This window comes from Pedobacter sp. KBW06, from assembly GCF_003852525.1.
Classification (GTDB): Bacteria; Bacteroidota; Bacteroidia; order Sphingobacteriales; family Sphingobacteriaceae; genus Pedobacter.
The window spans coordinates 831,090-849,126 of sequence record NZ_QAJL01000005.1; the positions used below are offsets into that span (position 1 = coordinate 831,090).

Genomic DNA, 18,037 nt, shown 5'->3' on the forward strand with positions numbered 1-18,037 from the left:
TTATTTACGTTTTCTGCGAATCAGCAACACCAATCCCAACAGGAATATGGTGCCGGGAATCAGCCCATAATACAATATTTCTAGAGTGCTCACCCCTGCTTTACTCAGCAGCAGTTTGTTATCTTTTGATGGTGGGCGGGTCATATCAACGGGGAATACCCCATCGGCAAACCAGCCGAAAATACTGATAGCAAAAGAGCCGTTGATGACTTCCATATTGCTCCTTGCCAGCTCTTTATTGCTAAAGAAATCGGCATCACCTGTTACCACAATCCGTTGTTCTTTGTTTTTCAGCTTTCTGGTCAGCATCAGTGATGCCGGAAAAGTACCTTGCTCATCTCCTGTTTTTGCATCAAATACCAAAGCCGCGGAGTCGAGTACAAATTGTCCTTTCTTGATCCAGGCTGTCTTTTCATTTGTCATTAACAAGGGTTGAATCGTAAAAGGCCCTTTACTGTCATAGCTCAAGGCCGCGACACCCGGCATCGAGATTCTCGATTTCTCTTTATAAGGCTTTTCAAGGCCCGCGTTCATCGACACAGCAGCAGCAGCTAAGCTTGGCGTAACCAGTCCGTAAGAGAAATCTCTGCTTTTTTGCACTAGTGTTCCATTGCGCATTTTTACCCCCAGAGCATCTAACAATGGGTTTACAATGGCTTGTTTACCCGCCTCGCCGGCAATCAATAGGTTTCCCCCTTCGGCAGTATATTTCTGAAGTTTGGCCAAAGCAGCCGGACTAAACTGAACTCTGGGGTCAGCAATCACCAGGGCGGCAATGCCCGCTGGAATCACTGCATGCTCCAAAGAAACACTGTCAATATCAAAGCCCATATTGATCATGGAATTCCTGGCGAACTTATTATTGGTCAGCATTTTATAGTCCCTGTCGCCCACCTTGTCCATGCTACGCTGATAACCATCAGTTGCAAAAACAACCTTTGGCGGCGTAACGATCAGGCGTTTCAGCGCTGCGGCTACTTCGGGCTCATCCGGCCAGAAAGAAGCATCGTCAAAAGTCCTTAGAAAAGTAGTCTTCCCTTTATACTTCAGCTGAAATACGAGACGGTCGTTCTCCCCGCGCAGGTCTGCTTCTTTACGGATCTGTTCCGGATTTAAAAAACCTGCGGTATCCACCTCAAAAGCCTTTGCATGTTCTGTAAACAAGGTTTTTAAACTTTTTCCCTGGTTCATGACATAGAACTGAGGGTCCCGGTAATCGTAGTAATAGACCCATTTCAAGTTAATATTGGACTTGAAACGCAAATAAGGTTCCCACCTGGCAGTCGCAGGAATGCGGCCAACTGGTGCCCCAAAACTATAGGAACCATGTAATCCATTTACATAAGCCGTTACTTCGAGGGGTTCATCACCCATTTTTTTCAAGACTTCCTGGGTCGCTTTAACAATCGTATTCGCTTTGGTAAATGTCGCATCATAGTAACCGATCAGGGGCTGCCGCGAGCTGAGGTAAGCAACCGCCAATCCAATCCCCAGCACGAGCAGATACCTGCCTGCATGGTAAATAAAGGATCTGCTAACGCGGGCCAGTTGTAATCTCGCAATCGTAAAGCCCAGGAAAATTCCCGTAACCACGAAGTAATAGATCACATCACGGCTGTTCAGCAATCCGGCCACCATGCGCTCTGCCCTGCTTGGCATAGAAAGGCTATAAGTCAGGTCCCGCACAAAATCCAGACTTTGTCCGAAGTTCCCGATATAATTCATAAATGCCAGGACCGCAAAAGTACAAATCGCGGCAACCACCTGATAAGTCGTGAGGCTGGACATAAAAATTCCGATTGCCGCATAGGTATTTAAGAGTAAATATGCCACAAGCAATGCCACAAGGGGATGTGGAAAATCAAAGTTGTCGATACAGGCGAAACCGATCAGGAGAAAGAGGCACATCAAAGCGATGATCACTAAATTATAGACCATCATGGCGAAAAACTTCCCATAAACGATCTGACTCAGCTTTACCGGAGAAGAGTACAGCAATTTAATGCTTCCGCTGCTCATCTCCCTGCTGATGATTCCCATCGTAACCAGAGGTGTATACAGAAACAGGCTGGAAAGAATCCCGAAAAAGATCCCCAGAGGAAGATTACCTACCCTCAGACTCGTGGTGAACAGCTTGTCTGTTAAAAAAGAAAAAGCAGGAATATATTGCTGGATGTGTTGTATTTCATCTATAGCCGGGATCAGATCGAAACTCATTTTCAGAAACAGGATCATGATCAGTAACCAGGCAATAGGAGAATAAAATAGCAGACTGAGTTCCAGCCTCGCTATTTGTATTATTTTTTTCATTCTAATGTATTTATTGGTGATGGCTTCATTTGTGTGATGATGCTTAATTCGAAATTCTGGACAATTGGGCAAAGGTTTCATCTAATGAGCTCTTTTCCATGTTCAGCTCGCGTAACCGCCATCCCTGCTTTGCACTTTCCAGCACCAGGTTTTCAGAAATACTGCGGTCGCCGTTAAAATAGAGCCTCAGCTGTTTTTCCGTCAGGTATTCTACTCTGGTAATACCTTCAATGGCCAGCAGACGGTCCTCCGCAGGTGCATTTTCCATCAGGACGATCATGCTGTGCGGCGCTACATAATTGTCAAAAGCTTCCATCGTGTCCGAAAACACTATGCGTCCGCTTTCGATCATCACAATCTGCTTACACAGGTATTGAACTTCGGTAAGGACGTGGGTAGAAAGGATCACCGCCCGTTCTGCAGCGATGTCTTTGATCAGGCCACGAACTTCGATGATCTGGTTGGGATCGAGTCCGTTGGTCGGCTCATCAAAGACCACAAGTTTCGGATGGTGAATAATGGCCTGGGCAATTCCAACCCTTTGCTTATAGCCACCGGATAAGTTCTTGATCAGCCTTTTGCTGATGTGGGTCAGTCCGCAGCGTTCTTTCACTTCCTCCATAGCAGACTTCAGTTTTTTGGCATCGATGGAACGCAGTATGCCGCAATGCCGCAGATACTCATCTACCGTTAAATCCATGTATAATGGAGGGGTCTGCGGCAAAAAACCGATTTCCTGTTTGGCCAGTTCCGGTTCCTTGCTCAGGTCTATGCCATTGATGATGACTTCTCCGGCGGTTTGCGATAAGACACCGCAAAGAATGTTCATGGTGGTCGATTTTCCGGCCCCATTGGAGCCTAACAGACCTACAATCCCACTCCTTGGGATCTCTATATTGATGTCACGAATAGCCCAGCTGGTACTATAACGGTGCGACAGACCGCTAATACGAACGATTGGTTCCATAGTAGTTAAATTTGGATTAAGAAAATTTATTGAAGAGCAGGCTTAAAGAAGCCTGCTTTTGATTAGTAGTCGTCGAGCAAAAAGGGCTTTTGTTTTAATACTTCAGTTGTTTCATCAGGGAAGCCAATCAGGGCCAGGGTGAAATTCCGGAAACGCCATAAATTATCTTTGGCAACGCCCAGCCCATTTGTGGTATACCTGGCCAGGAGTTTTTGTGTTTCCTGATCCCGGAATTCAAAAGTATATTCTCCGGTTTTTAAGGCTGCGGCATAGCGCTTATATTCCGTTTCCCCTTTGTACGCCAGCCCTTCTGCTTCCTTACGTTCCCCATTGCCAACCAGGTAAACATTTATAGGTCTGCTTTGATAAGACAGGTTCAGAAATTTAATACCAAATGTGCTGTCTGCAGCATTATAAGCGGGCGGAACAAAGGTAGAAAGCAGGTAATCAGGATGCTCAACCGTCCCTGTAAAGTATAACCTGTTGATGCTCCCTTGTTTTAATTTTAGGTTCAGGTCGTATAACGGCTTACTCGCTGGCAAGGTGTCCGGATAGCGGTAAATCGCTAAAGGCTGCAGTTCTTTATTAATCGAGAATTTATTAAATCCATTAAAAACAGCATAATAAAAAAGCTGTCCGTCATAATAACGATCCAAAGGCTTGGTTCCTCTAAAGCTGGGCATCAGCCGCGTATCTCCGGGCATCGCATTAAATAACGAAAGGTGACTGATAACAGGTGCTTGTTCAGTTTTTTTACAGGAAACAAAAGCAAAGCACAATAAGCTGATGGACCATATTATATTGAGTTTATAAGTTTTCATGTGGTTCAGTTTAGCTGGCTAATAACCAGGATTTTGAATCAGTTTATTATTTGTCCGTATCTCCGTTAAAGGAATTGGATACAACAACTGGTAATCTCCTGCCCAGGGTTGTTTTACAGAAATCACAGAAAGCACATCGTGTGCCCTTCCGGTCCTTTTCAGGTCTAACCAACGGTGTCCCCATTCAGAAAAAAACTCTGTTCTTCTTTCTTTCTCAATCGCGGCAACTACAGCATCTTTGGAAAGCCCTGCAGGGAGCTCATCAATGCCCGCACGGCGGCGAATTACATTCAGGTCGGCAATGGCCAGATCCAGTTGCTGACTTCCAAGTGTTAAAGCTTCTGCTCTGATCAGGTATTGTTCTGCCAGTCGCAGCATGGTATAGTATTCTGTAACCGGGCCTCCAACGGATGAGTTCCCTACCCCTATTTTGTATTTATAGACAAAATAATTGATTTCTCCCGCTTTAGTCACCGGCATCAGCCAGGAGGCCTTTCTCTTATCGTTGTTTTCAAATTTCTCAACAAGGTCCTCTGCAAGACGAACACCAAAATACTCGTTCGCTACCGGCGATAAAAAAGGCTTGATCACATAACCTTCGGGGGTGGCGTTCCCACGTGTGAGCGTCATGTTACTATGCTGCATTTGCCAGATGGCCTCTTTATTATTCTTTAGAAAAACTTCATTTAAGTCTCCATTCAATTCAAATAACCCGCTTTGTTCGATTACTTCCGTTGCAGCGGCAACGGCATTGGCATAATCGCCCATAAAAAGGTAAACCCTGGCCAGCATGGCCGTTGCTGCCCATTTGTTCGGACGGATCCGCTCTCCGGTTTTTGATCCGGAAAAATCTGCAGCAAGGTCTGATTTGGCATCCTGTAAATCCTTAACCACCTGTGCATAAACTTCTGCCTTGGGCGTACGGGTCATCCGAACCGTCTTATTAAAATCATCGGTCAGTGCCAATGGCACGTCTCCAAAAAAGTTAACGAGGTAGAAATAGGTATAAGCCCTCATGAACTTAGCTTCAGCAGTCAGCTTAATTCGTACCTCCTTGTGCAGCTTTAATGAAGTAGAAGCTGCAATTCCCTCAATAACGGCATTGGCATTGTAAATATTCTTATAAGCAGTAGTCCAGATATCAGAGGTCGCTATTTCGGACGAAATCAGTTTATTCGTATATACCGCATTAGGCCCTGTGAAAGAGAGATTCAGCTCGTCGGCCGACTGGTTGCACAAGGTCGTAACGGCCCCATTCCCAAAATTCAGCACCTGATCATTAATCAATTGCGAATAGGCACCAGCCATAGCAGAATTGGCCTGGTTATCATTATCAAAAACCTTATCCGTAGTAATGGTATTGATTGGATCAGGAATATCAATCATGTCTTTACAGGAAGAAAACATCAGGATGCATGCCGCCATAAAGCTATATCTGTTTAAATTTCTTTTCATCATCATCTCGTTAGGAATTAAAAATTAACCGAAAGGCCACACAAATAGATTTTGGCGGGTGGAAGCGCCCCAAATTGCTGTATATCCGGATCAAGCCCTTTAACATTGCTGATCACAAATATATTCTGGGCATTTACGTAGATGCTCAGCGCCCCTGCACCGAGCTTTTTTGCCCATTTCTGATCCAGCTCATAGGAAAGTGCTGCGTTAGACAAGCGGATATAAGAAACTGTTCTATACCTGCCATCAGAACTAAAAAACAACTGGGTTCCATCATTATATCTGGTCGTTGGTTTTGGATATAAGGCATGGTCGCCAGGCGCTTTCCAATAATTTCCGATCACATCTTTCGGTAAATTTCCCGGAGCGCCGGGATAAACATCCGAACTGAAATTGGGATCAGCCCCGATAAAATTATTGTAATTGAAAGAAGTGCTCAGCCTGAACCCCTTGTAGGTAAAAACATTAGTCAATCCGCCTGTAAATTTTGGAGAAAGATCTAAGGCAACATATTGGTCGCCACCTCCGGCGCGGCCGGTATTCTGACCAACAAAGCCATCGCCATTGTAATCTTCTACCTTGTAAAATCCAGTCAGGGGATCTACGCCTAAATAGTGGAACAGATATTGGGTATTGATAGATTTACCCACCTGATGCGTAGTTACATACGGGGAATGTGCAAGGTCGGGATACGAGACCAATACATTCTTGTTTCTGGAACCAAAAAGCGATACCGTCCAGTTGAATTTTTCCGTATTCAGCACATTCGCATCAATCGTAATGTCCCAGCCTTTATTGTCTACTACCGCAGGCCAGTTGGCCATTACCGTAGGAAAGCCCGTATATACCGGCGTAGGAAAATCCGTCAGCTGATTGTCACACCTTTCCCGGTATATCGCAAACTGAAAATTGATTCTGTTTTCTAAGAAACCTATGTTTAAAGCGGTCTCCAGTTTTTTATTCACCTGCCATTTGTAATTTGGATTTACCGCCAGTAAGCTGATTAAAGGAGTAGTGCCATCATAATCGGGCAATGGATCGCTATACTGTTTATTTTTAGCCCACTGTGCCAGGTATCTATAATCACCTACCGCATCCCCACCTGTTAAGGCATAACTTCCCCTCAACTTTAAGAAACTGATAAATGAAGGAAGGACTTTTTTGATCGGCGCTTCTTCCGATAAAATCCAGGCGCCTGCAACAGAGCCGAAATTACCGTAACGGTTGCCAGGCCCAAAGCGGGAAGATCCGTCCCTTCGCCAGTTGATATTGGCAATATATTTTGATTTCCAATTGTAATTGATCCTGCCAAATAACGCCGCCAGTTTATGATAATTTACATCTCCGGTAGGGTTGAAAATCTGAGGTGCCAGATTAATAGATTCAATAAAATCATCGCTGTCATAACCAAGCCCCGTCAATGAATTGGCCCTGGTTACATTTTTCTGTAAAGAACCTGCGAACAACAACTCCAGGTTACCTTCACCTATTTTTAGTTTATAATTTAACTGTGGTTCTACCACCAAATTAAGGTTATTGGTGCTTCCAAACCGGGAAGATCCTGTTGGATTAGTGATCGGGTCCTGCGCATAAATATAGCCGAAGTACTTAGTGGCATTGCTGGTATAGCCATAACCAAATCTGGTAGAAAAACTCAGGTCTTTCAATATTTCATAGCTCAGATTCAGATTGCCGGTAAACGAATGCGTATCCGAATAATATGGAGCTTCCAGACCACTAAAAGGGAATTTACTTGCTCCATTAGGACCTCTCCATGGTGCAAAATTCAGCAGCCCGTCAGGTCCATAAATATCCGGTGCATTGGGCGGCAAAGCAACCGTAGCGGGAATGGTGGTGGTATTGACTGTAGTATAAGAATAGATAACCCCAAAATCTACCTGAAATTTCCTGTCGACAGTTTTATGCCTCATGTTAAAGCTGAGTCCGGCCACCTGGTTGCTTCCTTTACTCGTCAGGATCTCCGTCTGTCTTCCGTAATTGCCACTGAGGCGGAACTGAGTCTGCACATCACCACCGCTCAGACTCATCGAAACATTGGATTGTTTCCCAATATTTCCCAAAAGTACCTTCTGCCAGTCTGTATATTTATTCTGGTCCCACAGTACGAGATCAGGGGCATTTTCCAGATCTGGTATAATGTTGTCATTCTTAAATGCTTCCTTTCTGATTTGCAGGTATTCGGCTGTATTGAGTACATCCCAATGGCGGGTGATCGCAGAAAATCCCTGCCCCAGGGCTGCCGAAAATTTAGTAGCCCCTGGCCGGCCCTTTTTTGTGGTGATCAGAATGACGCCATTGGCCGCCCTCGAACCGTAAATCGCCGTGGCATCACCATCTTTCAAAATTTCAATACTCTCAATGTCTTTACTATTGAGGCCAAACATCGGGCTCTGGCCTCCGGTAGGAGAAAATCCATCCTGAACAACACCGGGAGAACCGGTCTGATAATTGGAATTTCCACCCAAATCCAGGGTATTTTGAGGTACCCCGTCAATCACATACAAGGGTTCTGAAACGAACGCAGAATTAATGGTCTTTCTTCCCCTGATTTCTACTTTCACCGGACTGCTGGCATAACCCGCTGTCGAGGTAACGATTACACCGGGCACCCTTCCCTGTAAAGCCAGCAATGGATTCATTACAGGTTGCTGTTCCAGCTCTCTCGAACTGACTCTGGCAATGTTACCCGTACTTGTTCTGCGGTCTGTGGTTCCATAAGCCTGCACCATCACTTCATCCAGAAAAGATACGGATGGCTCCAGCATAATGGTCAGGTAAAATCCGGTAGCGGTTTTCACCACGCTCATGTTCTTAGAAAAGGAGCTGGTATTGACTTCCATTTTTTCAAACTCGGCCAACCTCACCTGCAGGGAATCAAATCCAACAGAGCTGAAGGTAATCACACTGTTCTCTTCCAGCTTTGGCAGATGAAATTCTCCCTTCGCATTAGAGCCGGCGCTAATTCTTTTATTCTTCACCTTAAGTGTCACCCCGCTCAATGGTTCATTCGTCTTTTTATTGATGATATTTCCCTGCACGTCTATGCCGACAGCAAAAACTGCCGCTACCCGGTCCATAATGGTCGCGGCTTTGGCCTTCAATAAAACGGTTTTATTTTCAATCTTATAAGTAATCGGCTGGTCGCTGAAACATTTTTCCAGCACCTCCTCTATCGCTGCATTTTTCACAGAGATGGAAATCGGCTTGCTGGACCTGATCAGTCCTTCGCTAAAAAGGAAGTCGTAACCACTTTGCTGCCGGATGTCCTTCAATACCTGCTCTAAGGCGGTATTTTTGGTATTCAGGGTAATGCGCTGGGCAAAACTGCTCGCACTTACCTGCATAATTGTAGCTATTAAAATGACGGTGGTGAATCGTATCATTAGCAAAATCTTATTCGCATACTTTTTGAGTACGGGTTGGTTCGTATAGGTTTTATACATTTCATCTGGTTTGCGACAAATTCTTAGCGGCTGATGAAACCATAGCATTGCTTTAACTCACAATATTTGCTAAGTTTGTTTGTCTGGTTTAGTTGATAGGATCTCAAAATTTTTGTTAACGTATTCCGGCATCGGTCAGGAGTGTATCGAGCACTTCTGACCTCTTTTTTTAAGGATTACGTCGCTTAAATAGTATCTATTTCTTTACGATCACCCTCCTTCCCTCAATTTTAAAATGTACATTTCCAGTATAATCCAGCATATTCAGTAACTCAGAGATGTTTTTGTCCCTGGAAATCTCTCCCTTAAATTTGAATTCAGGATCCGGCTGTGTTTCATAAATCACCTCCACATCGTACCACCTGGAAACCTTAGTCATGATAGACCTTAAGTTTTCATTGAATTTGAAATAGCCATTTTTCCAGGCCAATACATCTTCCAGGTCCACATCATGGATCAGTTTCATATTACCCTGAGATACCTGGGATTGTTCGCCTGGTTTCAGGATCAGGAATTCGGCGGCAGGTTTAACCGCATTGATTACGCCATCTCTGGCTCCGGCAGCATTGCTTGCGTTTGAAGAAACCTTCACACTTCCTGATAACAAAGTAGTTTTCACTGCCTTTTCATCATCGTAAGACATGATGTTAAAATGGGTTCCCAATACTTCCACAATTTGTCCTTTCGCCAGTACCCGGAAAGGAGCCTTTTTATTATGGCTGATTTCGAAATAAGCCTCTCCTTTTAGTTCTACTTTTCGTTCTTTCCCTGCAAAAGACACCGGATACTTTAAACTCGAAGAAGCATTTAAAAAGACTTTAGAGCCATCCGGCAAAATCACCTGCCATTGTCCGCCTCGGGGTGCTTCAATGGTATTGTATTCGGTGCTGCCTTTTCCGGAAGCATTTGGAGCAGCCTGATAAATCAATTGTCCCTTGGTAGTTTTGCTGATCGTCACCCCGGCCTGTTGCGCCAGCTGTCCGTTAAGCGCATCGGTTAAACTGATCTTTTGTCCGTTGGCCAAAGTCAGCACGGCTTTATTTTTACCTGGATTGATGTCGTTTTTCGCGAATTGAGTTCCGGCAACATCTTTATGGTTCTGATAGAAGAATACAGCAGTCATTGCGACAATCAATACCGCAGCGGCAGCGGCGATTTTAAATCTTAACATTGATTTTCGTACAGGGGAATGAGTGGAACGGCCTTCGCTTACAGGGCGGTCAATCTGCTGACCAATATTCAGCCACATCTGCCGTTTTACATCCAGGTAGTCGACCTCCTCGGGTTCTTGTTGCCGAAGCTCAGATTGCTTCACAAACCAGTTTTCTACCAGGCGTATTTCCTCTGTTGATGCGCTGCCATCATTATACTTCCTGATCAATTCTATTACCTGTTCCCTATTCATTTGTATTTATCAGTTTAATCCTGATTTATAAGTAATAGCGATGAAAGGCCCTCAGGGGGTAGATGGAAATGATAAAAATCTTCAAATAATTGTAATCGACTGATTTTCAGTAGTAATTATTTTAGTTTCTTTTAGAAAGTTCAATGATAATCAATCCGAAAGGAGCATACACAGCCAGCTTTGAACGCAAAATCTTCAGGGCATTGTTCACCTGTTTCTTTACCGTCTGGTCGGAGAGCCCGAGTTTTTCGGCAATTTCCGCATGGGAAAGGTTGTCCTTACGGCTCATTTCAAATATGACCTTCATTTTTGCGGGTAAATTGTCAATCTCCCTTTGTACAATGATTTTCAGCTCCCGTTCATCGATGTCCTGTATCGTTTCCAGGCTAATTTCTGAAGCATATTGTGCCAGAGAGGCAATGTGGTCATTTTTGAGCTTATTCCTTTGTATGAATTTCAAGACGCGGTTTCTGGCTCCTATATATAGGTATCCCGAAAGGTTGTTGTTTTCCTGAATCAGTTCCGGTTTATCCCAAAGGGCTACAAATAAATCCTGCACCAGGTCTTTAGAGGGCTCTTCATCCCTTAGCATCTGATTTACTTTATAAAACATCAGCACTGCATACCTGTTGTAGATCTCCGCAAAAGCTTCATGGTTCCTGTCCTTTAAAAGACGAACCAATTCAGAATCCGTAAATTCAGAATACATTTTCATGATAGTCAGTATTCAATGCCCCCCAGCAAATTAAAAGAAATAAAAAAAGATTTGATCATGAGGAGACACGTTGTTAGCTGTTAGCTAACAACATCTTAATCGCCCCTTAACAAACGTACATAAATATTTTTTACAATCACAGCCGAATTTACGAAGCCTGTCCTGTCAGGAGCTTACATTATCCATTGCTTTTCCTTCTGAAAAAAACAAATTACTCCGGCCGCCGAAAACTTATTGGCGATAGCAGATGTTTTATAACGGTTATTATTTATAAACTTTAAATCAACTTTGGTTATGATACTTCAATACCTAACAAGCGAATTTGAAAATGAAGTAAACAACACACGTAAATTGTTACAGGCAGTTCCGGAGAATGACCTCGGCTATAAGCCTTCAGACATTTCCTGGACAATGGGCGAACTTGCCCAGCACATTGCCACGATTTACCACTGGTACCATGGCACGCTGACTCAGGATGTATACGATATAACGGCTGATCAACTTGAACGGGGCGACACCAACGATATCCAGGCAACCCTCGCACTTTTTGAGCGTAATGTCGAAAAAGCCCGAACGGCATTAGCCTCACTTACGGAAGAAAAGTTAGCGGACAACTGGACGATGAAAGCAGGTGAAAAAGTCCTCCTTGGCCCCATACCCAGAGGTCTCGTCACCCGCGGCTTTCTTTTTAACCACATTTATCACCACCGTGGCGAATTGATCGTTTACCTGCGTGCCACGGGAAATAAAGTACCAGGCCTCTATGGTCCTACCTATGAAGAAAGCAGAAAAAGTTAATTTAAACCAGGCTAATCAGCAATTATTTTAATCAAATGAACCTGTACGCAGCTTACTTAGCATTGAAATAGCCGGTTCATGATGCTTTTAACCAGCGCTACCGTTGCCGGTTGGTTTTGATGGCGTTCGGTTAAATCCTGAAGGATTTCCATCATCGCGGCTTGTCGCCGGAGAAAGAGCCATCCGGCAAAGTCTGCCGCATTTTCTTCGGCATCCAAACCGGTTTCAGTTCTGAACAATTGTTTATATTCCTCGATTACTTCTAAATTCATGGTCCTTGTTTTATACTTAAAAGTAATTTAAATGAGATGAATTCAAAAGAAAATCTTATTATGCCCTCCACAGAAAGCAATCCCCCTGTTAAACAATGAATTTAAATATAAAAGAAGACGAAGCACTGGACCTTGGCTTTGCAAATCCTGAAATAAAAGGCACTCCTACACTGTTTGTCGGCAAAATCATACTTGGGCAGGAGGAATTAGAAAAACTCGAAAGTAAAATACCCCGCGAATTATACCTTTTTGCCGCAGTGGTCAAAACCGGAGAAGTACATTTTAAATTTGGGGAACTAAAGAGACTGGAACTCATATTGGTAGAGAAAAATCTGGAAACCGGAGAAAGTATCCAGTATCACCTGACTCAGCACAACTCCATTATGTATAAAAATGTATCAGATCATACGGACAATTATGAATGCGTAGATATGTTGAAGAAAAAGGACATCCTTTACCTGCATCGTGCACCCAAATGGAAAGCCTCAGAAGCCAGCATTCCAAAATATAAAGAAAAACTATTTTACTTCTCCACGCAATTTTACATCCCTGAAAACAAAACGAACAAAACACATTTAGGCTGGGATGAAACGCTATATGTTTTTTTATATGCCACAGAAACTGACCAGCTTTTGGTCGAGATTTTTATACAGGATACCTCCGGACAGACTGCCGAAGACCATTATAAGCTGGAAGAAATGATGGCAGCATATGATGCCTGTTACAACAATCCGGACAAAGTTCATCAGCTCCTGAAAAAGGGAGATAAATACTTCCATGACTATGTACTGGAACACAAAAGAACAAGCCGTAACACCCTGGAAAGCTTACTTACTTTTGCCAAAACAAAAAAGATGGAGACTGAAGTCAGTAAACGCCTGGCTTTGATGAACCGCTGATCACTGTTCCTATCTATCAAAAAGGCATGCAGCTGTTTTTATTAAAATATTCCTGAAAGTTGTATTTTTCCATTGCTTTATACGTAAATAATTGTTATAATTGGATTAACAAAATATTTACACTAAAACGCTCTCATTATGGAAAATCAAAATTCAGCCCAACTCGGCTGTACGCATTGCGCATGCAACAACCCCATGTGGAACATCCTCGAAGAGGAATTATTTCATCCCGAAAAGATCTTAAAAACTGCTGAAGGATTAACCCATCAGATCCATGCGGAAGCCTTATCGCTGGTCATTTCAGGAGGTACCATCCGGCCACTTACCGACGGAAAAATGGATAATGTCGAAGCCATCGGCATTCACCATGGCAAAGTCATCGCTACCGGCAGCAAAGCGGCAGTGGAAGCGGAAATGCAAAAAAAAGGCATCGCCTTCGAATTTAAACAGCTTCAGGATGCAGAGGTATTGCTCCCTGGATTTATCGACCCGCATGTTCACATCGTGCCGACTGCCCTACTGATGGGCTGGATGGATTTGGGCAGGTTTGATAACCAGAAGTTAAAACCAGAATATAATGAACAAACGATTGGTGTAATCATCAACAAGGAACGGACAGGCCCTAACCGGGAGAAATACGATAAAGGAAACTGGCTGCTGGGCAAAGGGGCTGATCCGGCATTGATGCCTTTCGTGCACGATCCCAAGGCGGCGAACGGTATTGGCCTCACTACTTTTACCTGCGATTCGTTAGACGAAATCGTCAAAGATGTGCCCCTGATGATGCTGAGTGCCTCCATGCATACCGCTTACGTAAACACCAAAGCGATGCAGCTCACCTACGACCATACTCCCGAGATCCACAACAAGATGACTTTCGAAGAATACAAAGCAAGTAATCACGGACAACTGCAGGAAGGTGTCGGAATGGAACCTGCATTAAAGACCATTCCCCTATCCCAGCTTTCAGAAATGGTGATTGGCTGTTTCTCTCACCTGAAAACCTTCTTTGAGGAAGCCAACAAACGCGGTCATACCTTCCTCTATGATGCCGGAATGAACGATGCTTTCAAAAGTCTGCTTAAGATCTACCTTCATTTTTACCCGAATAACATCCGCATTGGTGCGGCAAAGATGTGCAGTTCACAAGCTGACGCCGATAAACTAAAGCAATATGAACCGGTTACCGAATACTCAGATGTATATTATGGAAACGCAAAAATCATCTCTGATGGCTCTAACCAGGGCTTAACCGGATACCAGTCAGAACATTATTGCTGTCTGCCGGATTCCAAAGGGAAATTTAATTTTACCGCAGATGGAGATCCGGAACCGGTCGAAGTTCCGGCACCATACAAAGAACTCCTGAATACCGTTGCCATAAAAAAAGGCTGGCCACTCATGACCCATGCCAACGGAGATCAGGCCATCAACTTTACCATTCAGGTATATGATGAGCTGATCAAAACCCAAACAGGCACTCCGGTAAGACACCGGATAGAACACGCCTCTTTGCTTTCAGATCAAAATATTAAAGACATAAAAAGACTGGAAATCCTGCCAAGCTTCCTGATCGGGCACGTTGGATACTGGGGTTATGCTTTCCGTGATGCCATATTCGGAGAGAAAGCAGAAATTCTGGACCGCTGTAAATCCGCACTTGATGCAGGTATAAAGATATCTTTACATACTGATTGCGAAGTCACCCAGCTTGGCCCCCTACGCATGATGGAACAATCCATTACCAGAATCATGGAAGCAGCACCAGGCAATCCTGAGGAGAATGTCCTGAATGCGGCAGAATGTATCAGTCCGGAGCAGGCCCTGCGTACGGTAACCACCGATGCAGCATACCATTGCTACGCTGAAAAATGGGTAGGTTCCCTGGCCGTCGGACATTTTTCAGATTTTGTAATCCTGCAACAAGACCCCTTGCACCTGGAATCGAATTACATGCAAATGCGCGACATCAAGGTTCTGGAAACATGGAAAGGTGGAGTAATGGTGTATCAGCTCCCGGTTCCTGAACAGGTAAGCCTGGTTAACGACTAAAACATATCCCTCATTTTAAGATATCCGGTGTAAGATGCCGGATATCTTGCTTACCAGCGCGTTCTGCCGCCAATTCCATTCAGGTCATAAACCACCCTGCCTGCCCTCAGTGTCAGTTCACATTCCAGTTTTTTATCGATTTTCACAGGATATCCCACATGGTCAAATAGCCCAAAATCTCCTTTCCTGATGCTAAAAATCGCGATATCGGCCTCCGAGCCCTTAGATAAATTACCCAGCTCTTTCCGCCGGATGGCCTTTGCCGCATTAACCGTCGTGGCTTTGATCACGCTTTTCAAATCCATTCCTATCGCCATAAATTTAGCCATCGTGGTCAGCAAATCTTTCATTGCATAGTTGACACTTCCTGCATGAAGGTCCGTACTGATGACGTCAGGAAAAAAACCGTCTTTTGCGGCAGGGATGGCCTGCGAGAAGGCAAAACTGATGCTGCCATGTCCCACATCAAACAGGATTCCCTTTTTACGGGCTTCCCAAACAAAAGGTTTGATCTTTTTCGTGGTCAGATTCATGATGGATTCCCGTCCATCCAGCTGTCCGAAACAATGGGTAAAAATATCGCCCGAACGGAGGTGTTTCAAAAACAGTTCTTCGAGCGACAAAGCCGGTCTGCTCATACCGAAATCCACCATTACCGGAAGTCCGCCGGCAAGCTTAGCCGCCTCCACAGCACGATCGGTCGGCGTCCAGTTGTGTCCAATATAATGTGCGAGCTTAATCCCGACAATAAATTCGCTGTATTGCTTCGCCATTCTGGCCGAGGCAACAGGATCCATATCCTTCAGCTCCTGCTCATAAGCAGTCCTCATCCCCTCGCCCACAATATTTAGAAAGGCAAGCACACGCGTTTTCGACTGGTCAATGGTCTGGCTCTTGAAGAGCGGGAAGTTACGCCAACCCGAACTCCCCGCATCAACCACCGTTGTCACACCATTCCTAAAACTAAAAGCATCCGCTGGCAGCGAAAGCGTGCCATTTGCGTATTCATTTCCTGATTTCGTCCCGTTAAAATGATGGGTATGAATGTCTAACAATCCTGGCGTCACATACAGGCCTTTGGCCTGGATGATCCGTCCAGCTACTTTTGTATCTATATTTTTGGCAATCTTTACAATTTTCCGGCCCTGGATCGCGATGTCCATCACGCCATTGAGCTGGTTTGCAGGATCAATTATATGCCCTCCCTTAATCACAACAGAGTAAGGCTGCGCAGCTAAACTAAAGGACCAGAAGGCCGCTAACGCGATAATAATGAAGGATTTTATATTCATTCCGGAGTTTAGTTTACTGTTCACAACCTTATCTTTCATATAGAGAGCGGGGTATTAGGGGCGGTCCCACCAAATTCTGGTGAGCAAATCATCAGGTCCTTGCCGGGCAACTACAGCATTGTAATTTTCGGCATTCAGGTTTTGTTCACTAACCGGATACTGCATTCTTCTGAAAATCTTTCCACCGGTAGCATTTCCGATATAATTATTGGGGATAAGTGCCGGATAACCCGTACGGCGATAGCTGGAAAACACTTCCTGCGCGTCCGGGAATACGCCAACCCAGAACTGGGTATAAATCTGTTCCATCTGACTGGCAAATGGAGCAGAAGTCGCCAGACGATGGTATTTGATATAGGTCTGGATCTGGTTGGTACTGATCACACCACCAGCCCCAAACAGGCTCCATTGTCGCATCGCTGCAGCAATCCCGTTTTCATACATCACGCTTGCCGACGCTCCGTTGTACCATCCCCGCAAAGCGGCCTCAGCCAGCAGAAATGAAGTTTCTGCATTTGTCAGGAGCAAAAAGTCGTTGTTCAGTCGCAGGACCGTATTGGGGTTTGGTTCCGAAAACGTCACAAAATTAGCAGGCTTTGAATTCAGGCTTGCCGGCATTCCTTTTTGAATGGCCGATGTTGTGTCCGGAACTCCCTTAACCCATACTACCGATACCACAGCCAGGCGTGGATCTTTTTCATTTCTCAGATAGCTGATAAACGATTCCTGGTATTTACCACCTTCCGGATTTTCGTCTCCCCCACCTCTGGAATAGTCCCATGTCCAGAACCGGAATGAAAAGGGGCTTTTATTAATGTCCTGACCATCCCTTACGTAATTCGACATTTTGGCGATATCAGCATCAACAGTAATAACCCCACCTGCAATTGCCTTTTTTGCCCAGGTTTCTGCCAATGCCGGATCTACCTTCGTCATCCGCATGGCGAGGCGGAGCATCAGGGAATAGGCAAATTTCTTCCATTTCAGGACATCCCCGCCGTAGATCAGATCTGCGCTTCCGAAATTAGGCTTGCCAGGGTCTAAACCTGCAGCGGCCTGCTCCAGCTCTTTCAGCAAATCTGCGTAAATGTCCTTTTGCGGGTCGTATTTGGGTTTATAAATGGCATCTGTATAACCTCTAACTGCATCGAAATAGGGAATATCCCCATAAAGATCTGTCACCCTGCTGAAACAATAAGCCCGCCATATTCTCGACATTGCAAGATGGTTAACCTGATCCGGATTACCCGTAACGGCGGTAACTACCTGTGTAATTTCGTTGATTTCTGCCCTGTAGGCAACGTCAAAAACCTGCCAGGTCTGCTGGATCTGGGAAAGGACGTACTTAGAGCCGAAGCCATTCACGTCGTTAAAAGTGGTGGTATATTGCATCGTTCCCTGCAAAAGATGGAGCAAATTACGTGTTCCATCCAGCTGGGCCCTGGTAAATACGAAGGCTGGAGTGAGTGTTGGAGAAGAATTTGGATCGGTATTCAATTCTTCGAAGCCTTTATCGCAGGACTGCAGCAGCGAACTGGCCAGCAAGGATAAAATCAAAAATCTGCTATAGTATTTTTTTATGTTCAT

The 18,037-nt window shown here is 44.6% G+C and carries 13 protein-coding genes; 3 read left to right on the plus strand and 10 right to left on the minus strand.

The genetic code is table 11. The features are described from left to right. The 7 genes from DBR43_RS29580 to DBR43_RS29610 form a co-directional block, all read right to left on the minus strand. A complete protein-coding gene (locus tag DBR43_RS29580; RefSeq protein WP_124586914.1) occupies positions 1 to 2,310 on the minus strand; it encodes a Gldg family protein in 2,310 nt (769 codons plus the stop codon). Between the two features lie 43 nt (positions 2,311 to 2,353). Beyond that, complete coding sequence (locus DBR43_RS29585) at positions 2,354 to 3,277, minus strand: ABC transporter ATP-binding protein (RefSeq protein ID WP_124586915.1); 924 nt, start codon at positions 3,275 to 3,277, stop codon at positions 2,354 to 2,356. Positions 3,278 to 3,339: 62 nt separating this feature from the next. Beyond that, positions 3,340 to 4,098, minus strand: a complete 759-nt coding sequence (locus DBR43_RS29590) for a DUF4397 domain-containing protein (RefSeq protein WP_124586916.1) — start codon at positions 4,096 to 4,098, stop codon at positions 3,340 to 3,342. A gap of 18 nt (positions 4,099 to 4,116) precedes the next feature. Then, positions 4,117 to 5,559: a RagB/SusD family nutrient uptake outer membrane protein gene (locus DBR43_RS29595; protein WP_124586917.1), complete on the minus strand. Its 1,443-nt coding sequence runs from the start codon at positions 5,557 to 5,559 to the stop codon at positions 4,117 to 4,119. An 11-nt stretch (positions 5,560 to 5,570) separates the two neighbouring features. Then, positions 5,571 to 8,957, minus strand: coding sequence for a SusC/RagA family TonB-linked outer membrane protein (locus DBR43_RS29600; protein ID WP_158622629.1), 3,387 nt, complete (start codon positions 8,955 to 8,957; stop codon positions 5,571 to 5,573). A gap of 256 nt (positions 8,958 to 9,213) precedes the next feature. Then, on the minus strand, positions 9,214 to 10,422 hold the full coding sequence (locus DBR43_RS29605; RefSeq protein ID WP_124586919.1) for a FecR family protein: 1,209 nt from the start codon (positions 10,420 to 10,422) through the stop codon (positions 9,214 to 9,216). Between the two features lie 121 nt (positions 10,423 to 10,543). Next, a complete protein-coding gene (locus DBR43_RS29610; RefSeq protein WP_124586920.1) occupies positions 10,544 to 11,137 on the minus strand; it encodes an RNA polymerase sigma factor in 594 nt (197 codons plus the stop codon). Positions 11,138 to 11,431: 294 nt separating this feature from the next. Here DBR43_RS29610 and DBR43_RS29615 point away from each other — a divergent pair, with 294 nt between their 5' ends. Then, on the plus strand, positions 11,432 to 11,935 hold the full coding sequence (locus tag DBR43_RS29615; protein WP_124586921.1) for a DinB family protein: 504 nt from the start codon (positions 11,432 to 11,434) through the stop codon (positions 11,933 to 11,935). 56 nt (positions 11,936 to 11,991) lie between these two features. Here DBR43_RS29615 and DBR43_RS29620 read toward each other — a convergent pair whose 3' ends face one another. Beyond that, positions 11,992 to 12,207 carry a hypothetical protein gene (locus DBR43_RS29620; protein ID WP_124586922.1) on the minus strand — a complete coding sequence of 72 codons (216 nt, stop codon included), beginning with the start codon at positions 12,205 to 12,207 and terminating at the stop codon, positions 11,992 to 11,994. A gap of 95 nt (positions 12,208 to 12,302) precedes the next feature. Between DBR43_RS29620 and DBR43_RS29625 the strand changes: the two genes are divergently transcribed. Further along, the gene (locus DBR43_RS29625; RefSeq protein ID WP_124586923.1) at positions 12,303 to 13,106 is read left to right on the plus strand and encodes a hypothetical protein; all 804 of its coding nucleotides are present in this window, start codon (positions 12,303 to 12,305) and stop codon (positions 13,104 to 13,106) included. A 138-nt stretch (positions 13,107 to 13,244) separates the two neighbouring features. After that, positions 13,245 to 15,158 carry an amidohydrolase gene (locus DBR43_RS29630; protein ID WP_124586924.1) on the plus strand — a complete coding sequence of 638 codons (1,914 nt, stop codon included), beginning with the start codon at positions 13,245 to 13,247 and terminating at the stop codon, positions 15,156 to 15,158. 50 nt (positions 15,159 to 15,208) lie between these two features. On the opposite strand, the gene DBR43_RS29635 is transcribed toward DBR43_RS29630, so the two are convergent. Together DBR43_RS29635 and DBR43_RS29640 are read right to left on the minus strand one after the other, a co-directional pair. Next, positions 15,209 to 16,489 (minus strand): amidohydrolase/deacetylase family metallohydrolase, encoded by a 1,281-nt coding sequence (locus DBR43_RS29635; protein ID WP_233603272.1) that lies wholly within the window; start codon positions 16,487 to 16,489, stop codon positions 15,209 to 15,211. Positions 16,490 to 16,504: 15 nt separating this feature from the next. Next, a complete protein-coding gene (locus DBR43_RS29640) occupies positions 16,505 to 18,037 on the minus strand; it encodes a SusD/RagB family nutrient-binding outer membrane lipoprotein (protein WP_124586925.1) in 1,533 nt (510 codons plus the stop codon).

Bases quoted from the DNA above. Each gene is read 5' to 3' on its own strand.
- DBR43_RS29585 (WP_124586915.1), bottom strand. From the start codon at position 3,277: ATGGAACCAATCGTTCGTATTAGCGGTCTGTCGCACCGTTATAGTACC.
- DBR43_RS29625 (WP_124586923.1), top strand. From the start codon at position 12,303: ATGAATTTAAATATAAAAGAAGACGAAGCACTGGACCTTGGCTTTGCA.
- DBR43_RS29605 (WP_124586919.1), bottom strand. From the start codon at position 10,422: ATGAATAGGGAACAGGTAATAGAATTGATCAGGAAGTATAATGATGGC.
- DBR43_RS29620 (WP_124586922.1), bottom strand. From the start codon at position 12,207: ATGAATTTAGAAGTAATCGAGGAATATAAACAATTGTTCAGAACTGAA.
- DBR43_RS29640 (WP_124586925.1), bottom strand. From the start codon at position 18,037: ATGAACATAAAAAAATACTATAGCAGATTTTTGATTTTATCCTTGCTG.
- DBR43_RS29600 (WP_158622629.1), bottom strand. From the start codon at position 8,957: ATGATACGATTCACCACCGTCATTTTAATAGCTACAATTATGCAGGTA.
- DBR43_RS29580 (WP_124586914.1), bottom strand. From the start codon at position 2,310: ATGAAAAAAATAATACAAATAGCGAGGCTGGAACTCAGTCTGCTATTT.
- DBR43_RS29610 (WP_124586920.1), bottom strand. From the start codon at position 11,137: ATGAAAATGTATTCTGAATTTACGGATTCTGAATTGGTTCGTCTTTTA.
- DBR43_RS29590 (WP_124586916.1), bottom strand. From the start codon at position 4,098: ATGAAAACTTATAAACTCAATATAATATGGTCCATCAGCTTATTGTGC.
- DBR43_RS29635 (WP_233603272.1), bottom strand. From the start codon at position 16,489: ATGAAAGATAAGGTTGTGAACAGTAAACTAAACTCCGGAATGAATATA.
- DBR43_RS29595 (WP_124586917.1), bottom strand. From the start codon at position 5,559: ATGATGATGAAAAGAAATTTAAACAGATATAGCTTTATGGCGGCATGC.
- DBR43_RS29630 (WP_124586924.1), top strand. From the start codon at position 13,245: ATGGAAAATCAAAATTCAGCCCAACTCGGCTGTACGCATTGCGCATGC.
- DBR43_RS29615 (WP_124586921.1), top strand. From the start codon at position 11,432: ATGATACTTCAATACCTAACAAGCGAATTTGAAAATGAAGTAAACAAC.